This window comes from Elizabethkingia miricola (assembly GCF_001675285.1).
Lineage (GTDB): Bacteria > Bacteroidota > Bacteroidia > Flavobacteriales > Weeksellaceae > Elizabethkingia > Elizabethkingia miricola.
The window spans coordinates 1-14698 of the sequence record NZ_LSGQ01000009.1; the positions used below are offsets into that span (position 1 = coordinate 1).

Consider the following 14698-nt stretch of genomic DNA (forward strand, 5'->3'; position numbering starts at 1 on the left):
GGCACTGTTAAATCATGGTTTTATGATTTGTACAAAAGCCTATTATCTACACCAGCAAATACATACAAAGAGCTTAAAGCAAAGGTTATTGCAAGACAATCGTTCGTAGAGGTTACTGAAGAGCTGTATGATGAAGCTCTAGAGGTTTTGCCACCTATCTGGTTAGAAAATGGCTGCTTTATGGTAGACGAAGCAGTGACTGGCGATGTATATCATGTATTCGGTCGTAAAAACGGCAAATTTTACGGGTGCTTGTGTAATAAAGGTTTTGCTCTTAATAACTTTTAAAACCTGTGTCATGAAAAATAAAACCCAGACTAAGAAAGAAGCAATTGCTTTAAAGAAAAGGCTAATTCAAGAAGGCAAAACGGATATTCATATCTACAAGTTTGCCGGCAAACGAAAATGGCAGTATTTCGTTGGTGACTGGTGGCAATGGCTTGGGTTAATCAGTTGAAGATAGCAAGATTATAAAAGGCGTGTTTTGCAAGTAACTCACGCCTTTATTGCTTTGTTTCAGTGTGTTTTACATCTATTTTTGTTTACATGCTAGAAGCGAAAACTATACAGAAATACAAGAACAAGTCGATAGCTCAATTAGTTCAGTTGGCGCAAAAATATTTCAATGCTTATATCCGCAAAAGAGATTCGCAAGATGGGTATTTTAAATGTATTTCGTGCAGCAAAATAAAGGCAGTATCACAAATGAATGCAGGGCATTTTTATAGTGTTGGCCACTATCAAAGCGTTCGTTTTCATCCGCTTAATGTTTGGGGGCAATGCATTCAGTGCAATCTGCATTTACATGGTAATCTATTGCCATACAGAGAAAATCTCATTAGAAAGATTGGGGTAGAAGAATTTGACAAATTGACCCAGATCGCCTATATGAGACATTATAAGCTTGAAAGATTCATGCTTATTGACATAATAGAACGATACAAATATAATTAGATATGACCTATTCATCAGAAATGCAGGCTACGGTAGATAGCCTGGGTATTAAAGACGAAAATGTTCTATATCTGCCAATTGCCCGTGTGCATTTGGATCGGATTAGAAGTAAAGAAAAAAGAGTCGAGTTTAGAGATGCTACTTGGTTTTACCTGAAGAAGCTTTGCAAGTTTGACAAAAACGACAATTTCGTTCAAGAAAAGCCTATTACACACATTTTATTTCAAGCTGGATATAATGCTCAGTCGCCTCGTTTGCTAGTGAGTATCAAAGATTGGTTTGTGAAAGAAGCTGGTAGTAAGGCAGAAAGTAAGGCAGAGTACATGCCGGACGCAGAATATGAAGGCTTCACTTATGAAGATGAGTATTTGGCTTTGGTTGTGGGTGATTTGCTTCATGAAGAGAATTTTTAACCTTCACGCTGGTAAGGCGTGTTTTTAATACTTTAATATATGGCGATAAGAGGTAAAGGCGGTAAGTTTATCACCGCTGGTCAAAGAAGAAGGGACATTGGAGGTGCGGTCGGTAGAGAGAACCGTGCAATTAGAAACAGGCCTTCTAGCTGGACGGCTAGAGAGGCGCAGCGTAAACACCGTGGTAATAACGCTCGTGCAGTTTCACGTTTAAAAGCAGCAGGTAGAGTAGTATAATGTATCACGCAATACAAGCTATAAAAGAGGTTGCCAAAGAAACTAAGAGGGTGATACTGTTCCATTCCGGTGCTGGAAAGGACAGTATTGCTCTTTTAGATTTATGTGCCCCATACTTCAAAGAAATTGTATGTGTGTATATGTACATGGTGAAAGACCTTGAACACATAGATAAATACATACTCTGGGCTAAGAATAAATACAAAAACGCAACATTTATCGAAGTTCCTCATTATGCTTTGTCTCAGTATATCAAAGACGGAGTGTATGGATGCAAAAAAGATCCAAAACAACGTGTGTACCAGTTAAACCACATTACCGCAATGGTAAAGAAGAATACAGGGATAGACTGGGCAATTTTTGGTTTTAAGAAGTCCGATAACCTTACAAGGCGTTTACAGCTGATGGGGTATAGGGATGAAGCCATATTCGACAATACGAAAAACGCTTATCCCCTTTCCAAATACAAGAATGGTGATGTTGAGAAGTATATCAAGCTTAAAAGGCTTATTCCTCCAATAAAATACGGGGATGGCCAAAGTCAGGGTACAAATGTTGGGAATCTTCCTTTCTTAATGTACTGCAAAACGTACCATCCGAATGATTACAAAAAGATCATCAAGGAGTTCCCGCAAGTAGAATTATTAGTATTTGAGTTCGAAAATTACAATGAAAACTATGAAAATTAAGCAGGCTGAGACAAGAGTTGTCAAGCGTAGTCAAATAACATTTGCTTCTTACAATCCCCGTGTTATCACCGATAGTGCAAGGAAGAAGCTGAAAGCAAACCTGAAGAAATACGGACTGTTAGGGGGTATTGTCTGGAATGAGAAAACAGGCAATCTGGTAGCCGGACACCAAAAGCTAAGTATCATTGATGAAGCTAACAAGTATAATCCGGAAACAAAAGAGAATGATTATGAAATCCGTGTTGAAGTAGTCCAGATGGAACAAAAACAGGAGATCGAACAGAATATCTTCATGAACAATCCTTCTGCCCAGGGGGAGTATGACAACGATATGCTGGCTCAGCTTCTGAAAGACATAGATGTTGATGCTGCAGGTCTTGATGTTTCTGATTTAAATGTAATAGTAGCCGATGCTCCTGTATTTGATGTCGCTGATTTCAACCAAACTGTAAAAGGCGACTTTGACAAGCTGGAACAAAAGACTGAAGAGGAAAAGCAGGTTGAAAAAGAAGAAAAGAAACAGGCTATCAAAGAAGCCAAAGCGCAGACAAAGGAAAAGATTCGTGATGAAGTAGATGGCGATCCTTGGGTAACTGTTTCTTTTACCAATTTCCAAAACAAAGCTTTCTTTATGGAATTGCTGGGGTATCCGACTGAAGATAGAATAATCAAAGGAGAGCCTTTGAGTGATATGATTGAACAATTACAGTAACAAAATGGACATAACAAAAGAATTTTTAGAAGAGAAAGGCTTTGCCTTGGATAGTACAGAAGGAGTGATCGTTAACTATGTGAAAAAGATCAATGACAGAGTTGATTTAGTACTGGCCATATCTCCGCTGGAAGAGTTTTTCATCTGGGTAAAGGATGAAGATTTCGAAGACCCTAACATGGATGGCGTAAAGGTTCATCTTGATACTAATGACTTTGATCTTGCAGAAAAAGCAGCTCAAATCATAGTAGGAATAGAATATTAAACCAAACAGTAATCCTTAAATTTTAAAATATGAAAGCAGTTTATAAAATGCATATCGATTGTGGCAGAATGGGAGAACTTGAAGGAGTTTTCGTTGCTACTAAAAAGCAAGTAGAAAAATTATTATCATCTGGTGTCGAGGTGTACTTCGGCGAAGTATTAGGCAAGCACTCAGAAGTATACAGGTATATTGAAGACAAGGATATTAAAATGGTTAGTGATGACCAAAATGTTGTTGATGTCATTGAAAAACATGGGCTACAAAGCGGGTATAATCCATTTGAATACACTAGTGTCAATTTTGACTATGAATCTATTGGATTAGATGAAGACTGCTCCGTTGAGGAGATAATTGATAAGCTTATTGAAAAAGAAGCAAATTGAACCAAAATAAAGCAAACGAAGCAATTGCTTCATGTGTAAAGCAAAATCAAGTAAAATGAGCAAAAATAATAATTCAAGTAGTGGGGTTGGAATATGTACAGTGGTATTCATTGTTTTCCTGATCTTAAAATTAACTAATACAATAGACTGGTCTTGGTGGTGGATTACAGCACCTCTATGGATTCCATTTTTATTTTGGTTGGTGATAGTTGTGATCATCCTTGGAATAGTGGGAGTGTTAACTAAAAACTGAGATTATGCTTATAGAAATTAAAGAAGTTGCGTTTGCAACCGGTAAAGAGGCTAGTGAAAATGCGAATTATCCGGAAAGTGGATTGTATTTGGTAGCAGCTGACGGAAATACAGATTTAAGGCTTATAGATAAATCTGTGAAAGTGAATCATTTCATTTGCCCTAAGAGTGTATTCGATGGAATAATGACTTATATGAGTAATCCAGAAGCTCCCAAACTATCTGAAGCAGATAATACAGTGCCACCAGCTAGTTATGTATCTGAATCATTTGTAATGGATTTCACTAAATTATTGTTAGGCAAAAAGTAAGCTATGAAAAATGTAACATTCATTCACAATAGAACAGGAGAGATCATGCCTAAAGTTAAATGCGCTGGTTTCGATGTAATTGAATTCAATGATAATGATGTTTATTCATGTTTTATTGAGAAAGACGGTAATAGGTATGTGGTAGCAAGCTTTGCGGTAGAAGATTTTTCAATGGTAATTAGCGAAATAGCAGAAGATTCAAAAGAAAGTAGAACTACGCTGGTAGGAAGTCCCGAATCGGCAGGTGTTGGAATTGTAGGTGTAGAATTTTCTGAAAAGCCCAATGTTCACATTGATTTTCACGGTATAGCGTCTCCAATATCCGCATTCGATGAGGAAGATGAAAGCATGACTGACTTTGAAATGAATGGCAGATTGTTAGAAGCCTCATTGATACTTGACTGCAATGTGATGGACTTAATCTATATAAAGGAGACTGTAAAACACAGAGGATTTACCGCTGATGATAAAGCTGAATTACGTGGCTATGGTTTCGTTATAAAGGAGACTTTTGAGAAAACCATAACAGACCTCACAGGCGGTTCATCATCGGTATCTAAAGGAAGAGTATGTACATTAATGTTTACTCTTGACTATATAAAGAGAAGAAGAAAGAAAGCAAAGAAAGCAAATGCTTCGAATGCTAAGCAAAAATAGCAAGTGATGACAGATAAGAAGGCGAAAAGTAAGGGGTATACCCATAAAGGCGAAATGTATGGAATACCGATTTATCTGAATGATAAAGAGTGTCCAGATATAGAGCCTAAAAACATTCTTTGGGATGTGTACTGGCATATACTCGTGTTTCTTGACTTAAATCTGTTTCAAAACACAGACTCTTTTATGATCGACAAGATAGAAGAGCTTTAAATATGACAGCCTGGAGAGACGGGCAATCGGGGAGTTAGCTGAGTCAGGAAAAAGCGAAGGGTGGCCACACAAAACAGTGCCTTAGACGTAGGTTCAAATCCTACACTCTCCACAAAAACACAAAAGCAATGAAGAAGGGATTTATATTGATGATTTCGGCATTGGCTCTGTTTAGTTGTAAACATGAAGCCGTATCAAAGGAGCTTACTAAGGGTAATAATATCGAATTGGAATTGTTATTTGAAAAAGACGGCTGTAAGGTTTACCGATTTATGGACATGGGAAAATTTGTCTATTGGTCAAGCTGTGAAGGGACTGTGCATTATGAATATGATAATGATGGTGACAAAGATGAAGTTTCTTCTGTAACAGATAAAAAGTAGATCATGGCAGACGTAGGCAGACCAAGAGACTATGATACAAATTACCATCCTCAAAAGGTTTTAAAGCTTTGTTTGCTTGGTCTTACAGATGAGCAAATGGCTGGTGCTTTGGAAATAGCTGTTTCCACATTTTACAAATGGCAAATTGACTTTCCTGAATTTTCGGAGGCTATAAAAAAGGGAAAGATAGATGCTGATGCAAATGTTGCAGCTTCCCTTTATAGAAAAGCTATCGGATTCAAGGAAACGGTGAAGAAGCCTTTCAAATTGAAGGAAACTACAAACGGCAAGGGATCGACTGAACGGGTGGAAATTGTTGATGTGGAAGAATATTACCCTCCTGATACCGGAGCTGGTATTTGGTGGCTGCGAAACAGGCATCCAAAGTTATGGAGAGAGGAGAAGAAAGTGGAGATTGAAAACAAGGGACCTATTGACTATTCGAAATTGTCGGATGATACCATTAGGGAACTTTTAGATGCAGGGGATACAGATGCTGGACAAAACGGCGATAAAAGTTGAGGCCTTTAAGAGAGGTATTTTTGATTTCATCAGTTGTAATGGTGGTAAAAGACATGAGAAGCAAGAAGAAGCTTTACGTGTACTAACCGACAATGAAACAAGAGAGCTTCTTTATGGTGGTGCTGCCGGTGGTGCAAAATCATGGACAGGGGCTTCTTGGCTCCTGTTTTCAGCATTGGCGTATCCAGGTACAAAATGGTTTATCGGTCGTGAAGAGCTGAAAAGATTACGTAGCTCAACATTACTTACATTTTACAAGGTTTGTAAAGCTTATGGTATTCCTGATTCAGAGTATAGTTACAATGGCCAAGATAACTATATACAGTTTAAAAACGGATCTCGTATTGATATGCTTGATCTTCGGCACAAACCAAGTGATCCACTATATGAGCGATTCGGTTCATTAGAGTACACCGGAGGCTGGGTTGAAGAAGGAGGAGAGATAAACTTTGGAGCGTTCGATGTACTTAAGACCAGAATCGGGCGACATCTTAACGGGGAATTTGGATTGACTCCAAAGATATTCGTTACCTGTAACCCGAAGAAAAACTGGATGTACTCCTATTTCTACAAACCTTTCAAAGAAGATTTGTTAAAGCCGTTTCAAAAGTTTCTTCAGGCATTCGTTCAAGACAACCCTTTCATTGAGAAAGACTACATCGAATTACTTCAAGGAACTACCGACAAGGCAAAGAGAGAAAGGTTATTGAAAGGTAACTGGGAATATGACGACAATCCTTATAAGCTATGTATCTACGATCTTATTCTTGACATATTCAGGAATACTCACATAAACAGAGGTAAGAAAAAATATATCACTGCGGACGTGGCTCGTTTTGGTTCTGATTCAGCAGTTATCGGTGTATGGCATGGCTGGGACTTGATTGAGGTTCATGAGTTTGAAATAAGTAAGACCACCGAGATACAGGCCTGTATTGAAGCTATGCAAAACAAACATCGTGTTCCTAAAAGACATTGTATTGTTGATAGTGATGGTGTCGGTGGTGGTGTAGTTGATAACCTTGATGTTATTGGGTTTAAAAACAATGGAAGACCATTCAAAGAAAAGACTGGGAAAGGTAAGGAGGTTCCTAAGTATAAAAACATCAAGACTCAGCTTATTGTTTATTTGGCTGAAAAGATAATCAATGAAAACATGATGCATATTTCTGCTGAGCTTTCTGAAAAGCAGATTGAACGCATAAAAGAAGAGCTTGATACAATTGAACGTATACCGGATTCAGACATCATCGCCTTAGTGAGTAAAGAACAGATTAAACAAGATATTGGAAGGTCTCCTGACTATTTAGACATGATATTTATGAGAGCCTATTTTGATTTCAAAAAGATTGGAACAACAAACGCGGATAGTATCGCATCAATGATTTAAAAACTAATAACAAATGACACTGGAAAAATTGAAAGATGGGAATGTTTCTATTGAGGAGAAAATGGAAGCATTAAAGCAGAGGACATTACCTGTGCCTAATATTGAGAAGTTCGATAATCAGTACGACATAAGAAAGCATGAGATCTTCACAAATAGGCGAAGATTCCCGGACAGAACTATTGAGTATGAAAACGAAAAGGGTGAGAAGAAGTCAAAGCGTGTTCCGCTGAACAGAATAGGCCTGCCATACCAGAAGAAGATTGTATCGATTGCAACTACCTTTTTTTGTGGCACTCCTATCAAGTACGTAAACAACACTGAAGATACTGTTCTGTATGATCCATTCATGAAGCTGTTGACGAAAGTGAAGTCAGAGTTCTTAGATAGAGAGATTCATACAGCTGTAGGAAGATGGACAGAGTGTGCAGAGTTGTGGTATGCGGTAACGGAAGACAATAGCGACTATGGCTTTACTTCTAAATTCAGATTGAAGGTAAAGGTTCTCACACCTGATAAATACAATCTATACCCAATATTTGACGAGAATGACGACTTAGTAGTATTCTCAGTAGAATATGAATCTGCAGGAGTGCAGCGATTTGATGTGTACACCAAGGATGTAATTATCAAGTATCGTGAAGACAAAGAACTTGGATGGATTGAAGACAGCAATGAAAAGAATGCCATAGGAAAGATTCCAATTGTTTACTACAGAGGCTTTGAAGGTCGAACTGAATGGGATGATGTTCAAGAGATCATCGAACGTCTTGAATTTATCTACTCCAATGTTGCAGAAACCAATGACAAGTTTGCATATCCTATTTTAGCTTTGAAAGGTGATGTAACGGGGGCATTGTCAAAAGATTCAGGTGGAAGAGTGTTGAAAATGGATGAAGATGCAGACGCTAATTTTGTTGATCAACCAAATGCCAACCAATCTTTGGCAAATGAAATTGAGAGACTAGACAAAGATGCTCATGATTTCACTAATACTCCTAATATAAGCCTTGGCAATATGCAAGGCCTTGGTAACATGCTTGCTGGATCAAGTGCTGAGTTCTTCTTTATGTCCGCTCATTTAAAAGTGATGGAGAAAGCTTCAATCTATGTTCCTGCTTTCACCAGAAGAGCTGCAGTTGTTACCGCCTGGCTGAAAATGTTTAATGTAAAATTGACAGGAGATCTTGATGTTACTCCGGTTATCACTCCGTATGTAATCAACAATGAAGCCGAGTTCTTGAAAATGCTATTGTCCGCAAATGGTAATTCACAGATATTCTCGTTAAAATATTGTTTGGAAAGATTAGGAGTAAAAGATCCGGATAAGATGATTAAACAGATCCAAGAAGAGCAAAAGACAGTTACCACAAAAGAAAAAGCCATCGCAAGTTGATGGCTTTTATTTTAGAAGGATTCTAAGCACCTCCAAGGCTTCTTTATGTGTTTTTGGGATTGGTTGATTGTTTTTGAGAAAGTCAACGCTTGCCATATTGAAATATTCATTGTCATGAATGGTTAGAGCGTAATAGTTATCCTTTCTTTCAAACTGAAACAGCTGCATTTTTCCGTGAACCTCTTTAGTGAACCCATTTGAAATGAGAAAAGAAGAGAAATTAAAGTCCTGTTTTTTGTTCATGTCCAATGTTTGACACAAAAATACCCTTCAATTCTATTCACTCCTAATAAAGTTACTTGCATAAATAGAAAGTGCAAGTAACTCAGCACTATATCTCTTTTTTCTCATGAAGTGGAAAAATATTTTTGTTATCGAACAATTAATAATACACAAATGTTTGAACAACAGATTTTCACTCAACTTAAAACCAAGTATAAAAACTTGGGGTTAGGAGACAAAGTTTTGAAAGTTATTGCTAAGAAATTAAGCAAGACGGTCAAAGAAGAAAGCGAAATTGAGAATGCAGTAGAAGGTGTAGAAGATGATCTGGTTCCTCTTCAGATTTTATCTGACCAAGTCCGGACTTTGAGTGGCAAACTTGACGCCATGAAAAAGCCTAAATCGGATGGTTCTGATGATGGGGATGATGAGGACGAGGAGGAAGAAGAAGCTGAGGGAAAGAAGCCTAAAGTAACTAAGAAGACTACAGAGAACAAGGATGAAGAAGTTCCTGCTTGGGCTAAAGGTCTTATTTCTTCTAATGAAGCACTGACAAAAGAACTGGCAGGAATTAAAGCTGAAAAAGTGGCTAAATCCAATGATGCTAAATTATTGGACAAGCTCAAAGAGCTTGGTGTTAACGAAAAGTTCTATAAGTACCACATCAAAGGGAAATCTTTTGAGAATGATGAGGAAATTGAGGAGTTCGCTAATGAGTTGAAAGAATCTGAAACAGAATTCTTGCAAGAAAATGCCAACAATGACGTTGAGGCTAATGCTAATACAGTCTTTGGGGGCAGTACTAAGCCAGAGGAAGTTTCAGCGTTTGCGAAAAACTTTGTGTCTAAAAAACTAAAACCAAATGAAACAGATCAATAGTAATTATGAAGCAGGGCGGCAGATTGTTGTTTTCGATGAGATCGTAACGACTTTGCCAGGTGGGGCACACGTTGAAAGAGGTGGTGCTATTGCGAGGTTTACTGATGGTATTTTACCCGCAGGAACAGCTATCGTAAAAGATGATGCAGATTTATATCAGGTGTTGGCAGCTGATGCCACAGCATTTGATGATGTAGTTGGATTAACAAGCCATGATGTAGCAATTGACGACTTCCCTTTGGTAGCTGTCGTTACAGGTGGTACGTTTAGAGTTGATGCTGTTCCTGCTTTTGAGAAAACGCATGTAGTGGACATCAAAAAAGCAGTCCCAACTCTTATCTCTCACTAAAAGGGTAATAACTAATAACTAAAAACACAGACATGAAAATTAACGCACAAAATATTATTCCGGAGTTTAGAGCAGGGGATTTTGGGTACATTCTTGAAAACAATCCTTTAGGGGACTTGCAGTATAGAAACTATTTTCCATTAGAGTACAATACTTCTTTAGATTTTGGGAACATAGAAGCGTCTACGGGTGCCAAAATCATGGCGAACGTTGTTGCTCTTGGTTCTAGGGCTCCTAGAAAAGGTAGAGAGTTTGCTTCTCTTATCAAAGGTGAATTGCCTAAAATCGAAATCGCTAGAGATCAGGATGAATTTGATTTATTTAAGGTCGATGAGCTTAGAGAGAAATTAAAAATCTATAAAAACAATGCCTCTATCGGGGATAAGTTAGCTAGTCTAATCTATGACGATCCATTATTCTGCCTTAATGGTGTTAATGCAAGGTTGGAGTGGCTTGCAAAGCAAGTGTCTTCCACAGGAAAGGTTAAGCTGGATAAGGTAACTAATGCAGCTGGGGCGCAAAACTTTACAATAGATTTCAAGATTAGAATGGAAACTGTTGGAAAGAAATGGGATCAGCCAGACGCTAAGCCTATTGATGATCTACAGGAATTACAGAATGATGCTTTAGGTAAAGGATTCAGATTGTTATATGCTACAACTGACTTGGCTACTGCAAACAAGATTACAAAACTTCAGAATGTGAAAGAGTTTGTATATGGTGTTGCGTCTTCTGGTACTGTTGCATTGTTTGAGCCTACGATCGAGCAATTGAATGCTAAGTTACTGGAAAAGAAACTTCCTACTTTCAGAGTATGGGACTCTGTTGTAAGTGAAGAAGATAAATCAGGAAAGGTTACCGCAATGAGCGGATGGCAAACTGGTAATATCTTGTTTACAATTGACTCTGTATTTGGTAATACTCAGTATACCGTTTCTAAAGAGTTTACAACAGATTTGAAAGGAACAATTTCTAAAAAAATTGTTGATGATGCAATCCTAATCAAAACGTGGGGTGAAGAAGATCCATTGTTGTTTTCAACTAAGGGGCTAGCTTACGCTTTACCAGTCATCAACAACACTAAGAAGTCAGTCATTTTAACAGTACTTTAAGATGAATATACAGATTAGGGATTATTTGACAGCCTTATTTAATGGTTGGTCGGTTGATGTTTCTGAAGAGGTTCTAAATGTAGAATTGATAAATGCTGGTGTAGATGGCTCTTCCGAATATAACGCCGAAATGAAAGAGAAAGTTCAGAAAGTGCTGTACAATTTAATCCCTACTCTTGTTTTGCCTAGTAGTATTGGAGAAGGAGGAATGTCAATATCCTATGACAAGGATAAGATGGAACTCTTCTATGATCTACTTTGTAGTGACCTTAATATGCCTAATAAGCTCAAAAGAAATAAAATAAAAGACATTACAAGCCAATGGTAATCTATCCTTATAAAATCTTAGTCTTTGTGGAAACTGAATCTACTCGTGACGAAGAAACAGGAGCATGGATACCTGGCACTCAGGACTGGGTTGATTTTGGCAAATGCAGAGATGAAGTCAATGGAGGAGGAGCTAAAATCACCGGTACTGACCAAACTGTTTATGAGTACAGCTGGCTTATTCAGTGTCCTAAAACGATAAATAAAATTGACTTTGGGGCTAAGATTAAGGTTATTGATAAAAATGGTAATGTACGAGCTAATGGAAGCGTTTTGAATTTTTGTCCAGAACAATTACACACAAGAATATGGGTTTCTTAAAAGCAGACATAGACATGAGTGCTATTGATAGCTATATAGCAGAAGGAGTGCAGGTGATGCTGCAACAACTTATATCTGGTGTAAAAAAGGTCGCTGATGATGGAGTTGCATTAGCTAGATCAAAATCACGATCAAATGGATGGACGGACCACACAGGAGACTTAAGGAACTCCATTGGTTACATTATCTCTCTTGACGGTAAAATCGTTCATGAAAATTTCGAAACATCTGTTAATGGTACAATACCAAGCACCAATGATCCTAAGAAGATTGGAAGAGATTTGGCGATTTCTGTTATCTCCGGTATTCCCGGAATAGCATTCGTTCTTGTTGCAGGTATGAACTACGCTTTAAAAGTAGAGAGTGGAGGAGTAGATGTCATTACAAGTGCTGAACAGTTGGTTAAAGTAGAATTACCAAGAATGATGAACGGTTAATGAGAAAGACAGTATTAGACGGTAAACAATGGATTTTTGAACTCCTGAAAAATGGAGGGATTAAAAATGTTATTTCCGGAGACATTTATAAAGATCGCAGACCAGTTGGAAGCACAAAAGAAGATGCTGTTATTAATAGTATTTCGATGAATGAGGAGTTTCTACAAGATGGGGTTTTTAATATCAACATTTATATTCCTTATTTACGTGTAAAAATCAACGGAATTGATCAAGACATGCCAAATGAAGTAAGGCAAAAAATCATAATGAATTTTGTTAAGCCTTTACTAGAATCAGTCTATACAAAGGACTATAACTTAAAACTGGAGTTTCATGATGTCCTTGATGACGCTAAAGACAATTGGATAAACTTCAGGGTAAATATGAAAGCTTTTAATAATAACTAAAAACACAAATAACATGGAAGGGTTAACTAATGGAATTCATGCCGTTAAATTTGCTCCTATTGGGGCTAATGGCACAATGGGGACAGACTTCTTTACATTCGGATTAACTGAAGAAAACAGTTTCAAAATTGTTCCGAATCCGGCTCAATACGAGGAAAAAAAGTCTGAGGAAAAATCAGCACCTACTGCAAGAATCAAAACGTCTGAGGCTTCTCTTGGATTCACCTTCAAGATTCAGAATCCAAATGGTGAAGCGATGAAAAAGCTATGGGGAGGAACTGTGGATGCTACCACAAAGAAATATACTCCACCAAAAGTAATTGTACCTGCAGAATACTCAATGAGTGTAATCCCTTTTATGGGTTACGGATTTGATGTAGTTCGTGCGCAGGTTACTGCTGATTTCAATCCGGATTATGGTCGTGCGAGCCTTTTAGGTATCGATGTAACGATAACTATATTAGACAGCGGTTCAGATGCTGCAAACTTTGAAACGCCTTTCTATAAAGAGGGAGGAGTATTGTTCACTGGAACACCGTAACATTTGACGAATAAATAGAAAAAAACGCTCTCAATTTTGGAGAGCGTTTTTGTTATTACGGATTCCCGTATCAAACCATAGAATTAATATTGTATTTTTATAGCAAAAATTATCAATGAAGAATATATTTACCTTTTTAGCTTTATCATTAACCATTTTCTGTTTTGGGCAGTTTAAGATCACTCCTGAAAATTTTAAAAGCATAGATAGTCCAGATAAAGATTATATAGTTTATGAGTTTCCAGGAAAAACCAAATCAGATTTGTTTAATGCTGCAAAGATGTATGTAAATTCAACCTATAAAGGAGTGAAATTTGACGGCTACAACGAAGTTGCCAATGAGCAAATTGTATTAGATGTTAATTACGTAAAGCCGAATGCTGGAATGTTTGATGGAGCAGGGCTATTTTCTGTTAGCAACAGGTATGAAATGAATTTTAAAGATGGAAAAATCATGTTTAGACCTTCTTTTAGATATTTACAGGATACCAAAGGAAATAAAATATACCTTTCTGGCGGATCGTTTCTTGATAAAACAGTTTACAATAAAAACGGAAAGCTTTCTGTAAGTTCCAAGCTTGAAGAATTAATAAACAAGTCGGTTGAAGGAGTGTCCAGTGGACTAAATAAAAGCATTCAAGATTCCAAATCTAATGACTGGTAATACACCACTCCTATGATAAAACAGAGCCTGCCTTTTCGGTAGGCTTTTTTTTATGCCTTAACTGCAAGTAACTCGTTACAAGAAAGCTTTTTATGCTCCTATTTGAATCTTATTTTTGTTTGTATTCCAAAAACACAAATGATGACAGAAGACATGATGCTGGAAGAAGAAAAAAAGGAGTCAAATATCCTCAATCGTATTGGATTCGATATAACATCCAAGATGTTTGGCAGGCCAAAGAAGTGGCATGTGGGATTCTTCCCAGCTTGGCTAAACATAAAGCAAACGGACATATCTCTACGTCTGGAAATTTCTGAAGAAGATTTATATAGCGGTAATAATCAAGCTGCTATTAATGCTATGATTAATGGAGTTAATCAAAACTCTAAGTTAATGTGCGAATATTTAGCGCTGGCTATTCTATGCTCCAACTTCACTTATGTCCCTCGATTCATCAGGTTTACAATATTAAAAAAATGGATGGTAAATCATCTGTTACATACAATTGATAACGCAGAAATTGTAAAGGCCGTGAACAGTTGTTTTGAGCTAAACGACTACCAGTCTTTTACGATCTCTACTACGGCGGTAAAAGCCAACAGGATAACGAAGGTGATCAAAGCACCGGAAGTAGAGAAAAAGGACTAAGAGCCATACATGGAAGA

The 14698-nt window shown here is 37.5% G+C and carries 26 protein-coding genes and 1 tRNA gene; 26 read left to right on the forward strand and 1 reads right to left on the reverse strand.

The genetic code is table 11. The annotated features are described in order from the left end of the window. From ATE49_RS09990 to ATE49_RS10070, 16 genes are all read left to right on the forward strand, one after another. A partial coding sequence (locus ATE49_RS09990) for a DUF1419 domain-containing protein (RefSeq protein WP_143349692.1) occupies positions 1-288 on the forward strand: 288 nt, incomplete at its 5' end. 10 nt (positions 289-298) lie between these two features. Continuing rightward, entirely contained in the window at positions 299-457 is a 159-nt protein-coding gene (locus ATE49_RS20210; RefSeq protein WP_155759299.1) for a hypothetical protein, read from the forward strand. An 89-nt stretch (positions 458-546) separates the two neighbouring features. Continuing rightward, positions 547-954: a recombination protein NinG gene (locus ATE49_RS09995; RefSeq protein WP_065082056.1), complete on the forward strand. Its 408-nt coding sequence runs from the start codon at positions 547-549 to the stop codon at positions 952-954. 2 nt (positions 955-956) lie between these two features. Further along, positions 957-1367: a hypothetical protein gene (locus ATE49_RS10000; RefSeq protein WP_065082057.1), complete on the forward strand. Its 411-nt coding sequence runs from the start codon at positions 957-959 to the stop codon at positions 1365-1367. Positions 1368-1654: 287 nt separating this feature from the next. After that, on the forward strand, positions 1655-2293 hold the full coding sequence (locus ATE49_RS10010) for a phosphoadenosine phosphosulfate reductase domain-containing protein (RefSeq protein ID WP_260256174.1): 639 nt from the start codon (positions 1655-1657) through the stop codon (positions 2291-2293). Then, positions 2283-3005 (forward strand): ParB N-terminal domain-containing protein, encoded by a 723-nt coding sequence (locus ATE49_RS10015; protein ID WP_260256175.1) that lies wholly within the window; start codon positions 2283-2285, stop codon positions 3003-3005. Before ATE49_RS10010 ends, ATE49_RS10015 begins: the two co-directional genes overlap by 11 nt. A gap of 4 nt (positions 3006-3009) precedes the next feature. Next, positions 3010-3270 (forward strand): hypothetical protein, encoded by a 261-nt coding sequence (locus ATE49_RS10020; RefSeq protein WP_065082061.1) that lies wholly within the window; start codon positions 3010-3012, stop codon positions 3268-3270. A gap of 29 nt (positions 3271-3299) precedes the next feature. Beyond that, complete coding sequence (locus ATE49_RS10025; RefSeq protein ID WP_065082062.1) at positions 3300-3653, forward strand: hypothetical protein; 354 nt, start codon at positions 3300-3302, stop codon at positions 3651-3653. Between the two features lie 257 nt (positions 3654-3910). Then, positions 3911-4216 carry a hypothetical protein gene (locus tag ATE49_RS10035; protein WP_065082063.1) on the forward strand — a complete coding sequence of 102 codons (306 nt, stop codon included), beginning with the start codon at positions 3911-3913 and terminating at the stop codon, positions 4214-4216. A 3-nt stretch (positions 4217-4219) separates the two neighbouring features. Then, the gene (locus ATE49_RS10040) at positions 4220-4873 is read left to right on the forward strand and encodes a hypothetical protein (RefSeq protein ID WP_065082064.1); all 654 of its coding nucleotides are present in this window, start codon (positions 4220-4222) and stop codon (positions 4871-4873) included. A gap of 6 nt (positions 4874-4879) precedes the next feature. Further along, positions 4880-5086: a hypothetical protein gene (locus tag ATE49_RS10045; protein ID WP_065082065.1), complete on the forward strand. Its 207-nt coding sequence runs from the start codon at positions 4880-4882 to the stop codon at positions 5084-5086. Between the two features lie 28 nt (positions 5087-5114). Further along, positions 5115-5198 (forward strand) — tRNA-OTHER (locus ATE49_RS10050). A gap of 16 nt (positions 5199-5214) precedes the next feature. After that, entirely contained in the window at positions 5215-5469 is a 255-nt protein-coding gene (locus ATE49_RS10055) for a DUF4884 domain-containing protein (RefSeq protein WP_078395106.1), read from the forward strand. 3 nt (positions 5470-5472) lie between these two features. Next, positions 5473-5991 carry a hypothetical protein gene (locus ATE49_RS10060; protein WP_065082067.1) on the forward strand — a complete coding sequence of 173 codons (519 nt, stop codon included), beginning with the start codon at positions 5473-5475 and terminating at the stop codon, positions 5989-5991. Then, positions 5948-7381, forward strand: a complete 1434-nt coding sequence (locus ATE49_RS10065) for a phage terminase large subunit (RefSeq protein ID WP_065082068.1) — start codon at positions 5948-5950, stop codon at positions 7379-7381. The genes ATE49_RS10060 and ATE49_RS10065 overlap by 44 nt, the downstream gene beginning before the upstream one ends. 13 nt (positions 7382-7394) lie before the next feature. Continuing rightward, positions 7395-8774, forward strand: coding sequence for a phage portal protein (locus ATE49_RS10070; RefSeq protein WP_065082069.1), 1380 nt, complete (start codon positions 7395-7397; stop codon positions 8772-8774). A gap of 6 nt (positions 8775-8780) precedes the next feature. Here ATE49_RS10070 and ATE49_RS10075 read toward each other — a convergent pair whose 3' ends face one another. Beyond that, entirely contained in the window at positions 8781-9017 is a 237-nt protein-coding gene (locus ATE49_RS10075; protein WP_065082070.1) for a hypothetical protein, read from the reverse strand. A gap of 201 nt (positions 9018-9218) precedes the next feature. Between ATE49_RS10075 and ATE49_RS10080 the strand changes: the two genes are divergently transcribed. From ATE49_RS10080 to ATE49_RS10125, 10 genes are all read left to right on the forward strand, one after another. Beyond that, positions 9219-9875 (forward strand): hypothetical protein, encoded by a 657-nt coding sequence (locus tag ATE49_RS10080; RefSeq protein ID WP_143349691.1) that lies wholly within the window; start codon positions 9219-9221, stop codon positions 9873-9875. Continuing rightward, positions 9859-10224, forward strand: coding sequence for a hypothetical protein (locus ATE49_RS10085; RefSeq protein ID WP_065082072.1), 366 nt, complete (start codon positions 9859-9861; stop codon positions 10222-10224). Before ATE49_RS10080 ends, ATE49_RS10085 begins: the two co-directional genes overlap by 17 nt. Before the next feature lie 32 nt (positions 10225-10256). Continuing rightward, positions 10257-11336 (forward strand): major capsid protein, encoded by a 1080-nt coding sequence (locus ATE49_RS10090; RefSeq protein ID WP_065082073.1) that lies wholly within the window; start codon positions 10257-10259, stop codon positions 11334-11336. Position 11337: 1 nt separating this feature from the next. Then, positions 11338-11664, forward strand: coding sequence for a DUF6706 family protein (locus tag ATE49_RS10095; RefSeq protein WP_081278455.1), 327 nt, complete (start codon positions 11338-11340; stop codon positions 11662-11664). Further along, complete coding sequence (locus ATE49_RS10100; RefSeq protein WP_065082074.1) at positions 11658-11984, forward strand: hypothetical protein; 327 nt, start codon at positions 11658-11660, stop codon at positions 11982-11984. Before ATE49_RS10095 ends, ATE49_RS10100 begins: the two co-directional genes overlap by 7 nt. Then, positions 11972-12421, forward strand: a complete 450-nt coding sequence (locus tag ATE49_RS10105; RefSeq protein WP_065082075.1) for a hypothetical protein — start codon at positions 11972-11974, stop codon at positions 12419-12421. The genes ATE49_RS10100 and ATE49_RS10105 overlap by 13 nt, the downstream gene beginning before the upstream one ends. Further along, a complete protein-coding gene (locus ATE49_RS10110) occupies positions 12421-12828 on the forward strand; it encodes a hypothetical protein (protein WP_065082076.1) in 408 nt (135 codons plus the stop codon). Before ATE49_RS10105 ends, ATE49_RS10110 begins: the two co-directional genes overlap by 1 nt. A 13-nt stretch (positions 12829-12841) precedes the next feature. After that, on the forward strand, positions 12842-13369 hold the full coding sequence (locus ATE49_RS10115; RefSeq protein WP_065082077.1) for a hypothetical protein: 528 nt from the start codon (positions 12842-12844) through the stop codon (positions 13367-13369). Between the two features lie 115 nt (positions 13370-13484). Next, positions 13485-14033, forward strand: a complete 549-nt coding sequence (locus ATE49_RS10120) for a hypothetical protein (RefSeq protein WP_065082078.1) — start codon at positions 13485-13487, stop codon at positions 14031-14033. 138 nt (positions 14034-14171) lie between these two features. Then, the gene (locus ATE49_RS10125) at positions 14172-14681 is read left to right on the forward strand and encodes a hypothetical protein (protein ID WP_090346989.1); all 510 of its coding nucleotides are present in this window, start codon (positions 14172-14174) and stop codon (positions 14679-14681) included. Positions 14682-14698 lie beyond the last annotated feature (17 nt).